Annotated in this window: 16 protein-coding genes; 11 read left to right on the top strand and 5 right to left on the bottom strand. The window is 61.0% G+C overall.

Features of this window, described 5'->3' with window-relative positions; all coding sequences use genetic code 11:
- Positions 1-25: 25 nt before the first annotated feature.
- The 4 genes from KGB20_RS07260 to KGB20_RS07245 all read right to left on the bottom strand — a co-directional run bounded on the left by KGB20_RS07260 (position 26) and on the right by KGB20_RS07245 (position 4,723).
- The gene (locus KGB20_RS07260) at positions 26-1,000 is read right to left on the bottom strand and encodes a serine/threonine protein kinase (RefSeq protein ID WP_154909883.1); all 975 of its coding nucleotides are present in this window, start codon (positions 998-1,000) and stop codon (positions 26-28) included.
- 185 nt (positions 1,001-1,185) lie between these two features.
- A complete protein-coding gene (locus KGB20_RS07255; protein ID WP_154909882.1) occupies positions 1,186-3,087 on the bottom strand; it encodes a PhoX family protein in 1,902 nt (633 codons plus the stop codon).
- A 67-nt stretch (positions 3,088-3,154) separates the two neighbouring features.
- A complete protein-coding gene (locus KGB20_RS07250; RefSeq protein ID WP_154861020.1) occupies positions 3,155-3,919 on the bottom strand; it encodes a TOBE domain-containing protein in 765 nt (254 codons plus the stop codon).
- Between the two features lie 63 nt (positions 3,920-3,982).
- Positions 3,983-4,723 (bottom strand): ComF family protein, encoded by a 741-nt coding sequence (locus tag KGB20_RS07245; RefSeq protein WP_154909881.1) that lies wholly within the window; start codon positions 4,721-4,723, stop codon positions 3,983-3,985.
- A 93-nt stretch (positions 4,724-4,816) separates the two neighbouring features.
- Here KGB20_RS07245 and bioB point away from each other — a divergent pair, with 93 nt between their 5' ends.
- The 10 genes from bioB (at position 4,817) to KGB20_RS07195 (ending at position 17,316) form a co-directional block, all read left to right on the top strand.
- A complete protein-coding gene (gene bioB, locus KGB20_RS07240) occupies positions 4,817-5,872 on the top strand; it encodes a biotin synthase BioB (protein WP_057713026.1) in 1,056 nt (351 codons plus the stop codon).
- A 159-nt stretch (positions 5,873-6,031) separates the two neighbouring features.
- A complete protein-coding gene (bioF, locus tag KGB20_RS07235; protein ID WP_154909880.1) occupies positions 6,032-7,210 on the top strand; it encodes an 8-amino-7-oxononanoate synthase in 1,179 nt (392 codons plus the stop codon).
- Positions 7,203-7,934 (top strand): alpha/beta fold hydrolase, encoded by a 732-nt coding sequence (locus KGB20_RS07230; protein ID WP_154909879.1) that lies wholly within the window; start codon positions 7,203-7,205, stop codon positions 7,932-7,934. The genes bioF and KGB20_RS07230 overlap by 8 nt, the downstream gene beginning before the upstream one ends.
- Positions 7,927-8,739, top strand: a complete 813-nt coding sequence (gene bioC, locus KGB20_RS07225) for a malonyl-ACP O-methyltransferase BioC (protein WP_154909878.1) — start codon at positions 7,927-7,929, stop codon at positions 8,737-8,739. The genes KGB20_RS07230 and bioC overlap by 8 nt, the downstream gene beginning before the upstream one ends.
- On the top strand, positions 8,736-9,416 hold the full coding sequence (gene bioD, locus KGB20_RS07220; protein WP_154861025.1) for a dethiobiotin synthase: 681 nt from the start codon (positions 8,736-8,738) through the stop codon (positions 9,414-9,416). The genes bioC and bioD overlap by 4 nt, the downstream gene beginning before the upstream one ends.
- Before the next feature lie 123 nt (positions 9,417-9,539).
- Positions 9,540-9,836 carry a pyrroloquinoline quinone biosynthesis protein PqqE gene (locus KGB20_RS07215; protein ID WP_090451779.1) on the top strand — a complete coding sequence of 99 codons (297 nt, stop codon included), beginning with the start codon at positions 9,540-9,542 and terminating at the stop codon, positions 9,834-9,836.
- A gap of 276 nt (positions 9,837-10,112) precedes the next feature.
- A complete protein-coding gene (locus tag KGB20_RS07210; protein ID WP_095944826.1) occupies positions 10,113-11,918 on the top strand; it encodes a phenylacyl-CoA dehydrogenase in 1,806 nt (601 codons plus the stop codon).
- Between the two features lie 195 nt (positions 11,919-12,113).
- Positions 12,114-13,406, top strand: a complete 1,293-nt coding sequence (locus KGB20_RS07205) for a GGDEF domain-containing protein (protein ID WP_150815173.1) — start codon at positions 12,114-12,116, stop codon at positions 13,404-13,406.
- A gap of 85 nt (positions 13,407-13,491) precedes the next feature.
- The gene (locus KGB20_RS07200; protein ID WP_154909877.1) at positions 13,492-15,288 is read left to right on the top strand and encodes an acyl-CoA dehydrogenase C-terminal domain-containing protein; all 1,797 of its coding nucleotides are present in this window, start codon (positions 13,492-13,494) and stop codon (positions 15,286-15,288) included.
- 249 nt (positions 15,289-15,537) lie between these two features.
- The gene (locus KGB20_RS07195; RefSeq protein WP_154909876.1) at positions 15,538-17,316 is read left to right on the top strand and encodes an acyl-CoA dehydrogenase C-terminal domain-containing protein; all 1,779 of its coding nucleotides are present in this window, start codon (positions 15,538-15,540) and stop codon (positions 17,314-17,316) included.
- Positions 17,317-17,543: 227 nt separating this feature from the next.
- Here the strand turns inward: KGB20_RS07195 and KGB20_RS07190 are convergent, their stop codons facing one another.
- Positions 17,544-18,473 carry a LysR family transcriptional regulator gene (locus KGB20_RS07190; RefSeq protein WP_057713036.1) on the bottom strand — a complete coding sequence of 310 codons (930 nt, stop codon included), beginning with the start codon at positions 18,471-18,473 and terminating at the stop codon, positions 17,544-17,546.
- 169 nt (positions 18,474-18,642) lie between these two features.
- Between KGB20_RS07190 and KGB20_RS07185 the strand changes: the two genes are divergently transcribed.
- Positions 18,643-19,926, top strand: a complete 1,284-nt coding sequence (locus KGB20_RS07185) for an aspartate aminotransferase family protein (protein WP_154909875.1) — start codon at positions 18,643-18,645, stop codon at positions 19,924-19,926.
- The last annotated feature ends 9 nt before the right edge of the window (positions 19,927-19,935 follow it).

Below are 19,935 nucleotides of genomic sequence, written 5' to 3'. Positions count from 1 at the left end.
CGCTCCTACAGGGGGGCAGGGTGGGTCAGAAGAGCTTCAGTGGCTCTTCTTGGAGCGCCGCCAACTGCTCGCGCAACGCCAGCACTTGATCACCCCAATAACGCTCGGTGCCGAACCACGGAAAACTGCGGGGGAAGGCAGGATCGTCCCAGCGGCGGGCGAGCCAGGCGCTGTAATGCAGCAGGCGCAGGGCGCGCAACGGTTCGATCAAGGCCAGTTCACGGGGATCGAAGTCGTGGAATTCGTTGTAGCCGTCCATCAGTTCCGACAACTGGCTCAGGCAATCCTGACGATCGCCGGCGAGCATCATCCAAATGTCCTGTACCGCCGGCCCCATGCGGCAGTCGTCGAGATCGACGATATGGAACATCTCGTCACGGCACATCATGTTGCCGGGGTGGCAGTCACCGTGCATGCGGATGTTCTGGTGCGGCGTGTTGCTGTAGGCATCTTCCACACGCTTGAGCAGATCGCGGGCCACTGACTCGTAGGCCGGCAGCAGGCTGCGGGGGATGAAGTCGCCGTCGAGCAATGTGGCCAGCGAGTCATGGCCGAAGTTTTTTACCGCCAGCGCTTCACGGTGCTCGAACGGCCGGGTCGAGCCGACCGCATGCAGACGCCCGAGCAACTGGCCCAAGCGATAGAGTTGGTCGAGGTTGCCCGGCTCCGGTGCTCGGCCGCCACGGCGGGGGAACAGGGTGAAACGGAAACCGTTGTGTTCGTGCAGGGTTTCACCGTTGTGGATCAACGGCGCCACGACCGGCACCTCGCAGTCGGCGAGTTCGGCGGTGAACTGGTGCTCTTCCAGAATCGCTTCGTTGCTCCAGCGTTGCGGCCGGTAGAACTTGGCGATCAGCGGCTCGGCGTCTTCGATACCGACCTGATAGACGCGGTTCTCGTAGCTGTTGAGCGCCAGGATGCGCGCGTCGCTGAGAAAGCCGATGCTTTCGACGGCATCGAGCACGAGGTCTGGTGTGAGGGTTTCAAACGGGTGGGCCATGCTGACTCCTGCGCGCAGCAGGCTGCTGCGTCCGGCCAGGCATGGTAGCGCAGACGGCGCGGTTTTAGTGGATGTGTGGTGTCTGGGCTGCCGCCATCGCGAGCAAGCTCGCTCCCACAGGTCATGCGCCAGATTTGAAATCGCGCCAATCCTATGGGAGCGGGCTTGCCCGCGAAGAGGCCGGATCAGGCGCCGACGATCCCGCCATCTTCCCGCGAAATCGCCATCACCGAAGACCGCGGCTTGCCGTTGGGCAGGTGCTCGGGGAAGGTAGAACCGCCGTTTTCACCCGGATGCTGAATCCCGACAAACAGGGTTTTCTGGTCCGGCGAGAAGCTGATCCCCGTCACTTCACAACCTACCGGGCCAACCATGAAGCGACGAATCTCGCCGGTTACCGGATCGGCACAGAGCATCTGGTTGTTGCCCATGCCGGCAAAGTCTCCGGCGTTGCTCGAATCGCCGTCGGTGAGAATCCACAAGCGTCCGGCCTTGTCGAAGCCCAGGCCGTCAGGGCTGTTGAACATGTTCTGCGGCGTGATGTTCGACGATCCGCCTTTTGGTGTGCCGGCGTGAACCCCCGGATTACCGGCGACGACGAACAGGTCCCAGGCAAAGGTTTTCGAGCCGTGATCGTCACGCTCGGTGCGCCAGCGCAGGATCTGGCCGTAGACGTTCTTCTCGCGCGGGTTCGGCCCGCCCGCCGGTTGCCCGTCTTCGCCGCGTTTGGCGTTGTTGGTCAGCGTGCAGTAGACCTGGCCATCCTTGGGGCTGACCACGATCCATTCCGGGCGGTCCATGCGCGTGGCTTTCACCACACTGGCGGCGAGACGCGCGTGAATCAAAACTTCGGCCTGATCGGCAAAACCGCTGCTGGCGTCGATGCCGTTTTTGCCGTGGGTCAGTTCGATCCATTCACCCTGGCCTTTCGGGTGATCGACGTTGCCGTCGCCGGCATCGAACCGCGCCACGTACAGGGTGCCGTGGTCGAGAATGTCACGGTTGGCCTTGGGGTTCTTGTGGTCGATCTTGTCGCGGCTGACGAATTTGTAGATGAACTCACCGCGTTCATCGTCGCCCATGTACACCACGGCATGACCGTCGCCGGTTTCGGCCAGTGCGGCGTTTTCGTGCTTGAAGCGGCCCAGGGCCGTGCGTTTGACCGGCGTCGATTTCGGATCGAACGGATCGATCTCCACCACCCAGCCGTGACGGTTGAGCTCGTTGGGGTTCTTCGCCATGTCGAAGCGCTCGTCGTGCTGGTGCCAGTTGATTTCTTTGCTGGTGGCCACCACGCCGTAGCGTTTTTGCGCCGGGTCGAACTTCTGCTCGGCGTTGTTGCTGCCGAAGCAGTCGGTGAAGTTCTCTTCACAGGTCAGATAGGTGCCCCACGGCGTCTTGCCGTTGGCGCAGTTCTGGAAGGTGCCCAGGACGTTCTTGCCGTGCGGATCGGCACTGGTTTTGAGCAAGGCATGTCCGGCGGCCGGGCCGCTCAGGGTGATCGGTGCGTTGCCGTGAATGCGGCGGTTGTAGCGTGAGCCCTGGACGAACTGCCATTGGCCGTTCTTGCGCTGCACTTCAATCACCGACACACCTTCGCAGGCCAGCGCCTTGCGCACTTCTTGCGTCGATTGCGGCATGCCGCCGTGGGCGTAGAGGTAGCGGTAGTTGGTGTATTCGTTGTTGATCGCCATCAGCGCCCGGTCTTTTTCACCCGGAAACTCGAACAGGCTCATGCCGTCGTTGTTGTCGCCGAACTGGACTTCCTGATGTTCGGCGCTGCCGTTGCCGCTCGGGTCGAACGCCGGACCGTCCTTGTGCAGGGGCTGGCCCCAGCTGATCAGCACCGAGGACTTGTAGCCCGGTGGCAGGGTGATGGTGTCGCTGGTGGCGGCGGCAATGCTGTCGAAACCCAGCAACTGGCTGTTGCCGGCGCTGACACTGGCGGCCATCACGCTGCGGCTCAGCAGGTTGCCGCCAAGGAACATCGCCGCGCCGCACAGGGCACCTGCGCTGATGAAGCCGCGACGGCTGAGGCCGACCATGGTTTCGAGGTCGGTGGACTGGTTTTCTTCTAATAGGCTCATTTCAGGCTCCCTGCGGATTTTGCAGACACCTTAATGATGAGTCATGAACCTTTTGTTGCAGTTCTGCTTACAGTGGTGTGCCCAGCAGTACCTTGGACGGCGAAAACTCCACGCGCACCGGTTTGCCGCACGTCAGCTCCGATGCTTGCAGATGACTCTGTTCGGCCAAGGCGCATAAAGTCAGGCCGTTGGGCAGGGTGATGCGCACTTCGCTGGGACCGTCGTCGGCGTCGAGGATTTTTTCGATGATGCCGCTGAGGCAATTGTTTTCAGGCGTTTCGACAGAGTCGATTTGCAGCACGTCGAGCCAGCCGGCCTTGATCAATGCCACGACTTCAGTGCCGATTTGCAGTTCCAGGCGCTCGGTGCTGTCGTGGGTAATTTGCGCGGCGACGATCACGCCTTCGGCGACTTCGAGGCGAATCAGGTCGTTGCGTCCCTGAGGTTCGATCGCAATCACCTTGCCGTGCAACTGATTGCGCGCGCTGGTGCGCAGCATCAGGCGCCCGAGCAGATCCAGATCGCTCGCGTCTTCAGTTGCTTCCAGCACTTGGGCCTGCAAGGCTTGCAGCTTCTGATACAGGCGCAACACCCGCTCACCTTCGTTGGACAGGCGCGCACCGCCGCCGCCCTTGCCGCCGACAATCCGCTCCACCAGCGGCTTCTGCGCCAGGTTGTTCAGCTCATCGATCGCATCCCAGGCAGCTTTGTAGCTCAGGCCCGCACTTTTTGCCGCGCGGGTGATCGAGCCTTGTTCGGCGATGTGCTGCAGCAGGGCGATGCGCTGTGGACGGCGGACAATGTGCTGGGACAGCAAGGTTGGCAAAGACATGACAAGTCGCTTTGGGTGGTGACGATGGTGAGGACGTTGGTCGCTTGGGCCGCGCGAGTCAAGTCAGGGTGTCTCGCCGGGTTTGGGCGTGCGGGCCAGGCAATAGACGTCGACCCTCGCCGCCCCGGCGTCCATCAACAGGCGAGCCAGGGCCTGGGCCGTGGCTCCGGTGGTCAGTACGTCGTCGACCAGAGCCAGGTGCCGGCCTTTGACGACCGCGCCGGGTGCCAGGGCGAAAGCATTGCGCAGGTTTCTTAGACGGGCTTCGGCGTTCAATGCCTGTTGGGCGTCGGTGTCTTGAGTGCGCAGCAGCAACCGTTCGTCGCAAGGGATATCGAGACTCGCACTCAACCAGTGAGCCAGCATCGCCGCCTGATTGAACCCGCGCTGGCGCAGGCGCCGATTGGCCAGCGGCACCGGGATCAGCGCATGGGGGCGCAGCAGATCGTCTTCGAAGCGATGTTGCAGGTATTGAGCGAGAAGTTCGGCGAGTAGGCGACCAAACGGCCACTTGGCGTTGTGTTTGAAGCGGGTGATCAGGCTGTCTACCGGAAAGCTGTAGGTCCAGGGCGCAATCACTTGTTCGAAGGCCGGTGGCTGCTTCAGGCAATGGCCGCAGGTCAGTCCCGCGGCCGGGAGCGGCAGGGCGCAGGTCAGACAGTGATCACCGAGCCAGGGCAACTCGATTTCGCAGGCCGTGCAGACAGGAGGGATGCCGTCGGCCGTTTCATCGCACAAAAGGCATGATTGTTTGTTTTTTAACCAGATGTAAACCGGTCCTTCGTATCGTGGTTGACAGCGCATCGCTCTTCCTTAAATATGCCGAAACATCTGTGAAGCGGCTGTGAAACTCCATTACCCAGCCGACTGCCAAAGCATAATTCAAAGGAAACGCCCATGAGCGCCAGCACCACTGCCACCCTGCGTCATGACTGGACTTTGGCCGAAGTCAAAGCACTCTTCGTTCAACCATTCAATGACCTGTTGTTCCAGGCGCAGACGGTGCACCGTGCGCATTTCGACGCCAACCGCGTCCAGGTGTCGACCCTGCTGTCGATCAAGACCGGCGCCTGCCCGGAAGATTGCAAATATTGTCCGCAGTCCGGTCACTACAACACCGGCCTGGAAAAAGAGAAACTGATGGAGGTGCAGAAGGTCCTCGAAGAGGCCGCTCGCGCCAAGGCCATCGGTTCGACCCGCTTCTGCATGGGCGCGGCGTGGAAGCATCCGTCGGCCAAGGACATGCCGTACGTGTTGAAGATGGTCGAAGGCGTGAAAGCCATGGGCCTGGAAACCTGCATGACCCTCGGTCGCCTGGATCAGGAGCAGACCGAAGCGCTGGCCAAGGCCGGCCTCGACTACTACAACCACAACCTCGATACCTCGCCGGAGTTCTACGGCAGCATCATCACCACCCGCACCTACAGCGAACGCCTGCAAACCCTGGCGTACGTGCGTGATTCGGGGATGAAGATCTGCTCCGGCGGCATTCTGGGCATGGGCGAGTCGCTGGACGACCGCGCCAACCTGCTGATCCAGTTGGCCAACCTGCCTGAGCATCCGGAGTCGGTGCCGATCAACATGCTGGTGAAAGTCGCCGGTACGCCGCTGGAAAATGCCGACGACGTCGATCCGTTCGACTTCATCCGCATGCTCGCCGTCGCGCGCATCCTGATGCCGCAATCCCACGTGCGCCTGTCCGCCGGCCGCGAAGCCATGAACGAGCAGATGCAGGCCCTGGCGTTCTTCGCCGGTGCCAACTCGATTTTCTACGGCGAAAAACTGCTGACCACCGCCAACCCGCAGGCCGACAAGGACATGCAACTGTTCTCGCGCCTGGGCATCCTGCCGGAAGCCCGCGAAGAGCACGCCGACGAGGTGCATCAGGCAGCTATCGAGCAGGCGCTGGTGGAGCAGAAGAGCAGCGAGCAGTTTTACAACGCGGCTGTTTGAGCAATCACTGCTTCCACTGAATGAATGCAAAACCCTGTGGGAGCGGGCTTGCTCGCGAAGGCGGTGTATCGGTCAACATCTTTGTTGAATGTCAGGCCGTATTCGCGAGCAAGCCCGCTCCCACAAAAAGCTCTATGTCATTTGATAGTCGAGGCCTGCATGTCTTTTGATCTCGCCGCACGCCTTGCCGCCCGTCGTGCCGAAAACCTCTACCGCCAGCGCCCGCTGCTTGAAAGCCCGCAGGGGCCGCAAGTGGTGGTCGATGGCCAGCCGTTGCTGGCGTTCTGTAACAACGACTACCTGGGCCTGGCCAATCATCCGCAAGTGATCGAAGCCTGGCGTGCCGGCGCTTCGAAGTGGGGTGTGGGCGGAGGGGCATCGCATCTGGTCATCGGCCATAGTTCCCCGCACCATGCCCTGGAAGAAGCGTTGGCCGACCTGACCGGTCGCCCGCGGGCGTTGCTGTTCACCACCGGCTACATGGCCAACCTCGGCGCAGTCACGGCGTTAGTGGGGCAGGGTGATACGGTGCTCGAAGACCGGCTCAATCATGCGTCGCTGCTCGACGCGGGGCTATTGTCCGGCGCGCGATTCAATCGCTACTTGCACAACGACCCGTCGAGCCTGGCCAAGCGCCTGGAAAAAGCCACCGGCAATACGCTGGTGGTCACCGACGGCGTGTTCAGCATGGACGGTGATATTGCCGACTTGCCGGCGCTGGCCCGAGAAGCCAAGGCCAAAGGCGCCTGGTTGATGGTCGACGATGCCCATGGTTTTGGACCGCTGGGTGCCAACGGTGGCGGCATCGTCGAACACTTTGGCTTGAGCCAGGATGACGTTCCGGTGCTGGTCGGCACCCTCGGCAAGGCGTTCGGTACGGCGGGTGCCTTTGTGGCTGGCAGCGAAGAGCTGATCGAAAGCCTGATCCAGTTCGCCCGCCCCTACATCTACACCACCAGCCAGCCCCCCGCGTTGGCCTGCGCCACGTTGAAAAGCCTGGAACTGCTGCGCAGCGAACACTGGCGCCGCGAGCATTTGCAGACGCTGATCCGCCAGTTCCGCAAAGGTGCCGAGCAGATTGGCCTGGAACTCATGGACAGCTTCACGCCGATCCAGCCGATCATGATCGGTGACGCGGGGCGAGCGGTGCGCCTTTCGCAAATGCTGCGTGAACGCGGGTTGATGGTGACCGCGATTCGCCCGCCGACCGTACCCGCCGGCAGTGCCCGGCTGCGGGTCACGTTGACGGCTGCCCACAGTGAGGCTCAGGTACAGCTATTGTTAAACGCACTGGCCGATTGTTTTCAACAACTGAAGCCGGAGCCAAGCCATGCGTGATCGTCTGATTCTGCTGCCCGGCTGGGGCCTTGGCGTTTCACCGCTGGAGCCTCTGGCGGCGGCCTTGCGCGGTTTGGATGAGCGCCTGCGCGTCGAGATCGAGCCGTTGCCGGAGCTGGCGTCGAGCGATCTTGAAGAGTGGCTCGATGAGCTTGATTCGACCTTGCCGCAAGACGTGTGGCTGGGCGGTTGGTCATTGGGTGGCATGCTCGCCTGCGAATTGGCGGCCCGGCGTGGCGATCGCTGCTGTGGTGTGTTCACCCTGGCCAGCAACGTTTCTTTTGTCGCTCATGATCAATGGACAAGCGCCATGTCCGGGGAAACCTTCGATGCGTTTCTGGCGGGATGTGAAGCCGATCCGCGCGCGACCTTGAAACGCTTTTCACTGCTTTGCGCCCAAGGCGCCGAAGACCCACGCGGATTGTCGCGGTTGTTGCTCGGCGGTGCCCCGAACACCGCTGCGCCGGTGTTGCTGAGTGGTCTGCAAGTGCTCGCGCAACTGGATACACGACAGGCGCTGCATTCGTTCCGCGGTCCGCAATTGCATCTGTTCGCCGGCCTCGACGGGCTGGTGCCGGTGGAAGCGGCGGGCGAGTTGTTGGCATTGCTGCCGGATGTCGAAATCGGTCTGATTGAACAGGCCAGCCACGTGTTTCTCCTGGAGGATCCCCACGGTGTGGCGGGGGCGATCCAGGCCTTTTTGCATGAGTCCGGCGATGACTGATTTATCCCTTCCCAACCTGCCCGGCGCCTTGCCCGACAAGCGCCAGGTAGCAGCCTCATTCTCCCGCGCGGCAGCAAGCTACGACAGCGTGGCCGAGCTGCAGCGTGATGTGGGCAGCCAATTGCTCGGGCGCTTGCCGCAGGACTTCGTACCGCGGCGCTGGCTGGACCTGGGCTGTGGCACCGGGCATTTCAGTCGTGCCCTGGGTGAGCGATTTCCGGGCAGCCACGGGGTGGCGCTGGACATTGCCGAGGGCATGCTCAACCACGCCCGGCCATTGGGCGGTGCCACATACTTCGTGGCCGGCGATGCCGAGCGACTGCCACTGCAGGATTCGTCTTGCGACCTGATCTTCTCCAGCCTGGCGGTGCAGTGGTGCGCGGACTTCGAATCGGTGCTCAGTGAAGCCTTTCGAGTACTGAAACCGGGCGGCATTTTCGCGTTTGCTAGTCTGTGTGTAGGGACGTTGTTTGAATTGCGCGACAGCTGGCGCGAAGTCGACGGCATGGTGCACGTCAACCGCTTCCGGGAGTTTGGTGTTTATCAACAACTGTGTGCGGCCAGCGGCTTGAGGATGGTCAGTCTGCAAAACCTTGCGCACGTGCTGTATTACCCGGATGTGCGCAGCCTGACCCATGAACTCAAGGCGTTGGGTGCGCACAATCTCAATCCCGGGCGGCCGGGTGGCTTGACCGGCCGGGCGCGGATTTTGGGTTTGATCGAGGCTTACGAACAGTTTCGTCAGGCCCAGGGACTGCCGGCGACTTATCAAGTGGTGTACGCCGTTTTGGAGAAACCCTTATGAGCGCAGCCTATTTCATCGCCGGCACGGATACCGATGTCGGTAAAACCACGGTCGCTGCGGGGCTGCTGCATGCGGCGCGTTCGGCGGGTTTGAGCACGGCGGCGGGCAAGCCGGTCGCTTCCGGTTGCGATGTGACACCCAAAGGCTTGCGCAATGCCGATGCGCTGGCCTTGCTGGCGGAGTGTTCGCTGCCGCTGACCTATGCACAGGTCAATCCGATGGCCTTCGAACCAGCCATTGCCCCGCATCTGGCGGCGCGAGAGGCGGGCGTGGCGCTGACGGTGCAGTCGTTGCTGGCGCCGATGCGGCAGATTCTGGGCATGCAGGCGGACTTCACCCTGATCGAAGGCGCTGGTGGCTGGCGCGTACCCCTGGCGGATCAGGACAATCTGTCGGACCTGGCCATCGCATTGAAACTGCCGGTGATCCTGGTGGTCGGTGTACGCCTGGGGTGTATCAGCCATGCCCTGTTGACCGCCGAAGCGATTGCCCGGGACGGTTTGCAACTGGCGGGATGGGTGGCCAACATCATCGACCCGAAGACCTCGCGGCTGGAAGAAAACCTGGCTACCCTGGCCGAGCGCCTCCCGGCGCCGTGCCTGGGGCGTGTGCCGAAACTCAAGGCCGTTACGGCCGAGGCAGTGGCCGAGCACTTGCAACTGGACCTGTTGGACTGAGGCGAGTGGTTTGCGGGCTTTGCCTATGGCAAGGCACTGTGCCATTAGTGTTTTTGTCGAGTGTTTTACCGGCCACTCTGCTTCAATGGGCACTATTGATCCTTTGAAAGGACGAGTTCTCCCTTGGAAATCTCAGGAAACACCGCTTTTTATGCCGGTCTGAGCACTCTTCAGACAGGGCAGAACCGTGTCGATCAAGCCGCCGGGCAGATCGCCAACACGACGATCGAGCGCTCGGTCACCAGCCAGTCCTCCGAGGCGCAGGTCGATCGTCTGCGATCGGTTGATCGCAGCCGGCAATCGGACCTGGCCAGCAATGTGGTCGAAATGGCCCAAGGCAAATTTCAGGTCGAACTGGGCGCCAAAGTCGCCAAGGCATCCGACGAAGTGCTCGGAACGCTGATCGATACTTTCGCCTGATCCTCATTGAATCCGTCTCTCCAACGCCGCGCCTGTTCGCGGCGTTTTTCTGCGTAAGTCCTTCTCACTCAACTAATCTTTTCTGCAGGGTGGCTCGCTCGGTCTATGCCCGTCGTGCGGTTGCGCGCAGATGTGCCTGATCGGCGGTGACGAATGGAAAAAGATCGACGCTTGACAAGATTTGGGCGTAAACGTATGTTTCAAACAACTGTTTGATCGCAACAACAAATCAATGCGGTCGTTCATTCCCGGTTACATCAGCAGAGGTTTATCGCTATGCCTGACTACAAGGCCCCCTTGCGTGATATTCGCTTCGTTCGTGACGAGCTGCTCGGCTACGAAGCGCACTATCAGAGCCTTCCGGCTTGTGCCGACGCAACTCCGGACATGGTTGACGCCATTCTTGAGGAAGGCGCCAAGTTTTGTGAGCAGGTACTGGCTCCGCTGAACCGCGTGGGCGATCTCGAAGGCTGCACCTGGAGCGAGTCCGGCGTTAAGACCCCGACTGGCTTCAAGGAAGCCTACAAGCAATTCGTCGAAGGTGGCTGGCCAAGCCTGGCTCACGACGTAGAGCACGGCGGCCAAGGCCTGCCGGAGTCCCTGGGTCTGGCCATCAGCGAAATGGTTGGCGAGTCCAACTGGTCGTGGGGCATGTACCCAGGCCTGTCGCACGGTGCGATGAACACCATCTCCGAGCACGGCACCCCTGAGCAGCAAGAGGCTTACCTGACCAAGCTGGTTTCCGGCGAGTGGACCGGCACCATGTGCCTGACCGAGCCGCACTGCGGCACAGACCTTGGCATGCTGCGCACCAAGGCCGAGCCTCAGGCCGACGGTTCCTACAAGGTTTCCGGCACCAAGATCTTCATCTCGGCCGGTGAACACGACATGGCCGACAACATCGTCCACATCGTACTGGCCCGCCTGCCGGATGCCCCGGCCGGCACCAAAGGCATCTCCCTGTTCATCGTGCCGAAGTTCATGCCCAACGCCGACGGTTCGGTTGGCGCGCGTAACGCGGTGTCCTGCGGTTCCCTGGAACACAAGATGGGCATCCACGGCAACGCTACCTGCGTGATGAACTTCGACGGCGCTACCGGTTTCCTGATCGGCCCGGCGAACAAAGGCCTGAACTGCATGTTCACCTTCATGAACACCGCACGTCTGGGTACCGCGCTGCAAGGCCTGGCCCACGCTGAAGTCGGTTTCCAGGGCGGCCTGAAATACGCTCGCGACCGTCTGCAGATGCGCTCGCTGACGGGTCCGAAAGCACCGGACAAAGCCGCTGACCCGATCATCGTGCACCCTGACGTACGCCGCATGCTGTTGACCATGAAGGCATTCGCCGAAGGCAACCGCGCAATGGTTTACTTCACCGCCAAGCAGGTCGACATCGTCAAGTACGGCGTGGACGAAGAAGAGAAGAAGAAAGCCGACGCACTGTTGGCGTTCATGACTCCAATCGCCAAAGCCTTCATGACCGAAGTCGGTTTCGAATCGGCCAACCATGGCGTGCAGATCTACGGCGGCCACGGCTTCATCGCCGAGTGGGGCATGGAGCAGAACGTCCGCGACAGCCGCATCTCGATGCTGTACGAAGGCACCACCGGCATCCAGGCACTCGACCTGCTGGGCCGTAAAGTGCTGATGACCCAGGGCGAAGCTCTGAAAGGCTTCACCAAGATCGTCCACAAGTTCTGCCAGACCAACGAAGGCAACGAAGCGGTTCAAGAGTTCGTCGCTCCGCTGGCCGCATTGAACAAGGAATGGGGCGAGCTGACCATGAAGGTCGGTATGGCCGCCATGAAAGATCGCGAAGAAGTCGGCGCGGCCTCCGTGGATTACCTGATGTACTCCGGTTACGCCTGCCTGGCCTACTTCTGGGCTGACATGGCGCGCCTGGCCGCCGAGAAACTGGCTGCCGGCACCTCCGAAGAGGCGTTCTACACCGCCAAGCTGCAGACTGCGCGCTTCTACTTCCAGCGCATCCTGCCGCGTACCCGCACTCACGTCGTAACCATGCTGTCGGGCGCCAACAACCTGATGGACATGAAAGAAGAGAACTTCGACCTGGGCTACTAAGCCTTAGCGAAGTACTTCAAAAAGCCGCTGCTCCTTCGGGAACAGCGGCTTTTTTGCTTAAAAGGTTGCCGGTGGAAAATGTTTGTAACGCCCTTTGAAAAATACCTCAGTAATTCACTCAGCAACTCAGGCTTTCTGCCGTTACAGTGGTTGGCACATTGCCATCAATTGATTTGACCGGTCGGAGCTTTACCCTTGCCGCGCTCTTCCGCTGTGCGTTTCAGTCACTTCCTGCCGTCATTGCTGCTGTTACTGGCGGGGCTAGCGGCTGCATACATCAAGGAGCTGAACGTCTTTTTCACTTCGCTGTTCAACGTGCTGCCCACCCTGGTGTTGTTGCTCGGTGGCGCCTATTGCGCGGTATACCGACGCCAGCGTGAACTGTTTCTGATGGTCACGGTGTACATCGCCTACTTCCTGCTCGACACCCAGACTGACTATTACCGCGACAACGGCAAGGTGCGTGACGATGCCGCGGTGGTCTTTCATTTGTGTTGCCTGCTGCTGCCGCTGCTGTTTGGCATCTTCGCGGCATGGCAGGAGCGCACCCATCTGTTTCAGGACATGGTGGCGCGTTTCGCCGTATTGCTGGCGGTCGGCAGCGTGGCGCTGGGGCTTGAGCAAAGCTATCCGCACGCGCTGCTGATCTGGTTGTCGGAGATTCGCTGGCCCGCCTTGCATGGCGCCTGGATGAGCCTGATCCAGTTGTCCTATCCGGTGTTCATTGCGGCGTTCCTGCTGCTGGCCTGGCAATACTGGCGCAACCCGCGACCGCTGCATGCCGCGCAATGGGTGGGGCTGCTCGGATTGTTCTGGATGCTACCGAAAACCTTCATCCTGCCGTTCACGCTGAACATCATGTGCAGCCAGGTGATGCTGATGATTGCCGCTGCCGTTGCCCATGAGGCTTATCAAATGGCGTTCCGCGACGAACTGACCGGGCTGCCGGGTCGTCGCGCGTTGAATGAGCGCATGCAACGGTTGGGGCGCAACTACGTGTTGGCCATGAGCGACGTCGACCACTTCAAGAAATTCAACGACACCCACGGCCACGACGTCGGCGACCAGGTGCTGCGACTGGTGGCCAGCAAGCTGTCGAAAATCGGCGGTGGCGGTAAGGCGTATCGCTATGGCGGCGAGGAATTTGCCCTGGTGTTTGCAGGCAAGACCCTCGAAGAGTGCATGCCGCACCTGGAAGTCATCCGCGAGTCCATCGCCACTTACAACATTCAGCTGCGCAATCAGGAAAACCGCCCGCAGGACGATAGTCAGGGGCGCCAGCGGCGTGCCGGTTCCGGTGCGTCGAGTGTGTCGGTGACGGTCAGTATCGGCGTTGCCGAACGGATCGAACAACGCACCCCCGAAGAGGTGCTCAAGTCCGCTGACCAGGCGCTCTACAGCGCCAAGGGCGCCGGGCGCAACTGCGTGATGGCGTTCGGGCAGAACCGCCGTGGCGCCGTGCGCATGGACGCCGCTACGGTTGAGTGATGATGGCGCATTCAGCGAGCGCAAAGTGATTGTGAGGCGTGGTCGGCAGCAGTAGGTTGGAGAAATCTGCCGACGGAGAATGACCATGCCCGAGTACAAAGCTCCCTTGCGCGACATGCGCTTTCTGATCGACCACGTCTTCGACTTTCACAGCAACTACGCCGCGCTGGGGGCCACCGATGCCAGCCCGGACATGGTCAATGCGATCCTCGAAGAAGGGGCGAAGTTCTGCGAAAACGTACTGTCGCCGCTGAACCGCAGTGGCGATGAAGAAGGCTGCCATTTCGACAATGGCGTGGTCACGACGCCCGCGGGCTTCAAGCAGGCATTCGCCCAATATGTCGAGGGCGGCTGGCATGGCCTGGCGGCGGATCCGGTTTACGGCGGTCAAGGGTTGCCGATCTCTCTGGGTCTGGTGATCAGCGAGATGGTGGCTTCCAGCAACACCTCATGGGGCATGTACCCCGGACTGACCCACGGTGCGATGTCGGCGATCCACGCCCATGGAACCGAGGCGCAAAAGCAGACCTATTTGAAGAAGCTCACCGCTGGCCAATGGACCGGCACCATGTGCCTGACCGAAGCCCATTGCGGCACCGACCTGGGCATCATCAAGACCCGCGCCGTGCCTGCGGCCGATGGCAGCTATGCGATCTCCGGCAGCAAGATCTTCATCTCCGCCGGCGAGCACGACATGAGCGCCAACATCATTCACCTGGTGCTGGCCAAATTGCCGGACGCACCGGCCGGAACCAAGGGCATTTCACTGTTCATCGTGCCCAAGTACCTGCCCGATGCGACGGGGGAAGCGGGCGAGCGCAACGGCGTGTCCTGCGGCTCGATCGAACACAAAATGGGCATCAAGGCCTCGGCCACCTGCGTGCTGAACTTCGACGAGGCCAAGGGCTTCCTGATCGGCGAGCCGAACAAGGGCCTCAACTGCATGTTCACCATGATGAACCACGCGCGACTGGGCACCGGCATGCAAGGGCTGTGTCTGGGGGAGGCGAGCTTTCAGGGCGCGATCAAATACGCCAACGACCGTTTGCAGATGCGCTCGCTGACCGGCCCGAAAGCGCCGGAAAAGGCCGCCGACCCGATCATCGTGCACCCTGATGTGCGGCGGATGTTGCTGACCATGAAAGCCTTCAACGAGGGCAACCGCGCGCTGACCTACTTCACCGCACAGTTGCTCGACGTTGCACACCTGAGCCCGGACGAAACGGCGCGCCGGGATGCCGAAGACTTGCTGGCGTTCCTCACGCCAATCTGCAAAGCCTTCATGACCGACACCGGGCTGGAGGTGACCAACCACGGCATGCAAGTGTTTGGCGGTCACGGGTTCATTCGTGAATGGGGAATGGAGCAACTGGTACGCGACTGCCGGATCGCGCCGATCTATGAGGGCACCAACGGCATTCAGGCGCTGGACCTGCTCGGGCGCAAGGTACTCGGCAGCCAGGGCAAACTGCTGCGTGGCTTCACCAAAATCGTCCACAAGTTCTGCGCGGCGAACGCCGAACATCCACAACTGGCCGGGTATGTGGCGCAGCTCAATCAACTGAACCAGCAGTGGGGTGAGTTGACCACCAGGGTCGGTATGGCAGCGATGAAAAACCCGGACGAAGTCGGTGCTGCGTCGGTGGATTACCTGATGTACAGCGGTTACATCATCCTCGGCTACCTGTGGTTGCGCATGGCGCTGGTGGCTCAGGCGCAGCTCGATGCGGGCAGCGGTGATGGTGACTTTTGCCGGGCCAAACTGGCGACCAACGAGTTTTACTTCAAGCGTCTGTTGCCACGCACTGCCGCTCATCGGGCGGCCGTCGAAGCAGGTAGCGATTGTCTGATGCAACTGCCGGCGGAGCTGTTTGCGCTCTGACATCGCCCTCTGCTCGCGATGGTCGTCAACGAAAACGCGTAAAACCCGATGCCCGCGGCGTCTTCGGGTTTTTCGCGAGCGAGCTCGCTCCTACAGTTTCATCCGTTCACTCCCGCCTGCGGCAATGACTAAAAATAACAAAATGGTCATGAGTTGACCCTATGTGTCGCAAAAGTTGTTGAGGTACACTCCGGCCCAACGAAAACACTCTTCCTGTGAATCACCTGTATAGATCTTGCGAGGTTTGCCATGGCTGACTACAAAGCGCCCCTGCGCGATATGCGCTTCGTCCTCAATGAAGTTTTCGAGGTCGCCAAACTCTGGGCCGAACTGCCTGCACTGGCCGAAACCGTCGATGCAGAAACCGTCGAAGCCATCCTGGAAGAAGCCGGCAAAGTCACCAGCAAAAGCATCGCACCGCTGAGCCGTGCCGCTGACGAAGAAGGTTGCCATTGGGCGGACGGTGCCGTCACCACGCCGGCAGGTTTCCCACAGGCCTATCAGACCTACGCTGAAGGCGGCTGGGTCGGTGTCGGTGGTGATCCGTCCTACGGCGGCATGGGCATGCCCAAAGCCGTTTCGGCCCAGGTCGAGGAAATGGTCAACTCCGCCAGCCTGTCGTTCGGCCTGTACCCGATGCTGACCGCCGGCGCTTGCCTGTCGATCAACGCCCACGCCAGCGAAGAACTGAAAGCCGCGTACCTGCCGAACATGTACGCCGGCATCTGGGCCGGCTCCATGTGCCTGACCGAACCCCACGCCGGTACCGACCTGGGGATCATCCGCACCAAGGCCGAGCCTCAGGCCGACGGTTCCTACAAGGTCAGCGGCACCAAGATCTTCATCACCGGTGGCGAACACGACCTGACCGAAAACATCATCCACCTGGTGCTGGCCAAGCTGCCGGATGCACCGGCGGGTCCGAAAGGCATTTCGCTGTTCCTGGTGCCCAAGTTCATGGTCAATGCCGATGGCAGCCTGGGCGCGCGCAACCCGGCAAACTGCGGCTCGATCGAACACAAGATGGGCATCCAGGCCTCCGCGACCTGCGTGATGAACTTTGATGAAGCCGTGGGTTACCTGGTCGGCGAGCCGAACAAAGGCCTGGCGGCGATGTTCACCATGATGAACTACGAGCGTCTGGGCGTCGGTATCCAGGGCCTGGCCACGGGCGAGCGCTCGTACCAGAACGCCGTGGAATACGCCCGTGACCGTCTGCAAAGCCGTTCGCCGACCGGCGCGCAGAACAAGGACAAAGTGGCTGACCCGATCATCGTCCACCCGGACGTGCGGCGCATGCTGCTGACCATGAAAGCCTCGAACGAAGGGGGGCGTGCGTTCTCCACCTACGTGGCGATGCAACTGGACACCGCCAAGTTCAGCGAAGACGCCGCCACCCGCAAGCGCGCGGAAGACCTGGTGGCGTTGCTGACCCCGGTGGCCAAGGCGTTCCTCACCGACCTCGGCCTGGAAACCACCATACACGGCCAACAGATCTTCGGCGGCCACGGTTACATCCGTGAGTGGGGCCAGGAGCAACTGGTGCGTGACGTGCGCATCACCCAGATCTACGAAGGCACCAACGGCATCCAGGCACTGGACCTGGTCGGGCGCAAGATCGTCGGCAGCGGCGGGGCGTTCTACAACCTGTTCGCCGACGAGATTCGCCACTTCACGGCGACCGCCAGCGCGGACCTCGTCGAGTTCACCAAGCCACTGAACGACGCCGTGACTTCCCTCGATGAACTGACTGCGTGGTTGCTGGACCGGGCGAAGAGCAATCCGAACGAAATCGGCGCGGCGTCGGTCGAGTATCTGCAGGTGTTCGGCTACGTGGCCTACGCCTACATGTGGGCCCTGATGGCCAAGGCGGCATTCGGCAAGGAAGCGCAGGACGATTTCTACGCCAGCAAACTGGGCACGGCGCGCTTCTATTTTGCCCGCCTGCTACCGCGCATTCACTCGTTGAGCGCGTCGGTGAAGGCCGGTAGCGAATCGTTGTTCCTGCTGGATGCGGGACAATTCTGATGAAGTAACGTTATGTAAGCATTCTCTTACATAACGTGCTGCTGTTCTCCCATAGATGCAAATTGGATCCAGAGCTAATCTACTTCTCATGGACGTAGCGCAGGAAGCGCAAAGCAACAACAGGGACACGTAGGATTCTGCCAGGACGGCGGAGTGAAATGGATGTCAGGGAAACAGTCTGCAAAGCCCCGCTTCGGCGGGGTTTTCTTTTGCCTGAAGAAAAGTTTTCAGCTTGGCCCATCCAGAGCCTGCGCGCTGTTCAAGCGCCCGTCCGGGCCATTTATCACTTCTTCCAGCAATGTCCGCAGCAATGCCAGCGAGGCCTGCTGCCGTTGCACATCCCGACACACCAACCCGACTTTCAGCGGCACTCGCGGTTCGCTCAGGGGTTTCCACAGCAGTTCGTGATTGCCATGGGTCTTTTGCGAGCGTCCAGGCAACACCGTCGCCAGGCGCGTATGGGGCAGGCTGTCGAGGATGCCGGCCATGTTGTTCAATTCGGCTTGCACCTGTGGGCGACGTCCGAGGCTTGTCAGCTGTGCCTGCCAGATCTGCCTGATCTGAAACTCTTCGCCCAGCAGCAACATCGGCAGTTCGGCAGCCTGACTCATGGACACCTTCTTGAATTCACGCAGCGGATGCTCCGCCGGGATGACCAGGGTCAGTTCGTCTTCGTACAGCATCACGCCATGCAAGCCAGGCTGGCGGGGTGGCAGGTAGCTGATGCCGATATCCAGAGAACCGTTGAGCAGTCGCCGCTCGATTTCCAGGCCGGTCAGTTCGTAGATCTGCACCACCAGATGCGGCTGCGCCTTGCGCACCCGCTCGAGCATCTGCGGAACGAGGCTGGTGTGCACGGTTTGCAATACACCGATAGCCAGGGTGCGCAGCGCCTGACCCTTGAAGTTGCCGAGCGCTTCCCGTGCCCGTTGCAGGCCATCGAGCAAAGGCAGGGCATGGTTGTACAGCGTGTGGGCCGCGAGAGTCGGCAACAGGCGTTTGCTACTGCGCTCGAACAGGCTCACATCGAGGTTTTGCTCGAGGTGGCGGATTTGCTGGGACAGCGCCGGCTGGGAGATGGACAGGCGCTCGGCGGCCCGGCCCACGTGGCCTTCTTCATAGACCGCGACGAAATAACGCAGTTGCTTGAAATCCATAAGTATTACTTATCGAAAATGCTGGGAAATCGAAATGGCTGAACGCCTCGCCTGAGCCTAGTCTAACCGCATTCACAGGGCTTACAGGGCCACAGAGCGCGATGAATACCCTTTGCTTCGATGGTATTTACATAGGTAAGGCAAAAAACCTCAAAATGGTTTTTTTCAGATGAATCTGTTCAGTCTGCGCCGCAGTCCTCCCAGTCTTGATGATCTGGTCATGGACACCTCCCCGCCATCCCAAGGCGTTAACCTTTCCAGCGAGTACTTGATGCCCAGTGTCGAGCGGCCAAAACAGGTGTTTGTGCGTGGCCAGGGTTCATGGTTGTGGGACAGCGATGACCGTGCGTACCTGGATTTTTCCCAGGGCGGCGGGGCCAACAGCCTCGGTCATAGCCCTTCGGTACTGGTCAATGCAATCGCAGCCCAGGCTCAGTCGCTGATCAACCCGGGTTTTGGCCTGCATAACCGTGGCATGCTCAGCCTCGCCGAACATTTGTGTGCCAGCACCGGCAGTGACCAGGCCTACCTGCTCAATACCGGCAGCGAAGCCTGCGAGGCGGCGATCAAACTGGCGCGTAAATGGGGTCAACGGCATCGCGGCGGTGCGTCGCGAATCATTGTGGCCAACAACGGTTGCCATGGCCGCAGCCTGGGGACGATTTCGGCATCGGACAGTTCGACATTGATCAACCGGTTCGAGCCGCAATTGCCAGGCTTCAGTCGTGTTCCGTTCAATGACCTGCCAGCGTTGCATGCGGCCGTGGATGAACGAACCGTAGCGATCATGCTCGAGCCGATCCAGAGCGAAGCCGGCGTGATCCCGGCCGCCGCGCACTACCTCAAGGGCGTCGAACGCTTGTGCCGTGAACTCGGCATTTTGCTGATCTTCGACGAAGTGCAAACCGGCATCGGCCGTTGTGGCACCTTGCTCGCGGAACAGTCCTGCGGCGTCACGGCGGATATCGTCGTGCTCGGCAAAGGCTTGGGCGGCGGCGTGCCATTGGCCGCACTGCTGGCGCGGGGCAAAGCTTGCTGTTTCGACATTGGCGAGTTGGCAGGTACTCATCACGGTAATGCGTTGATGACCGCGGCGGGGCTTTCGGTGCTCGATACCGTGCAGGACAAGGCTTTCCTCAAGCACGTCGCAGAGGCCGGTCAACACCTGCGTGAAGGGTTAGGGCGTTTGGCCCATCGTTACGGTCACGGCGAGTTGCGCGGACAAGGGTTGCTTTGGGGGCTGACGCTGTCGGACGACTCCGCTGACGCGGTGGTCAAGGCCGCGCTGTACGAAGGCTTGCTGCTCAATGCCCCGCAAGCCGACTGCCTGCGCTTTACCCCAGCGCTAAATGTCAGCAACGCCAACATCGATGAAATGCTCCTGCGCCTGGCGCGCGCCTTCTCCCGAGTGCGAACCGCACAATTGCAGTGCCGCAAAGGGATTGCCGTCTGATCAGGCGCG

The sequence above is a fragment of the Pseudomonas sp. BF-R-30 genome, from assembly GCF_019956175.1.
Lineage (GTDB): Bacteria > Pseudomonadota > Gammaproteobacteria > Pseudomonadales > Pseudomonadaceae > Aquipseudomonas > Aquipseudomonas jessenii.
The sequence above is the reverse complement of the archived record's forward strand: the minus strand, read 5'-3'. Positions and strand labels throughout refer to the sequence as shown.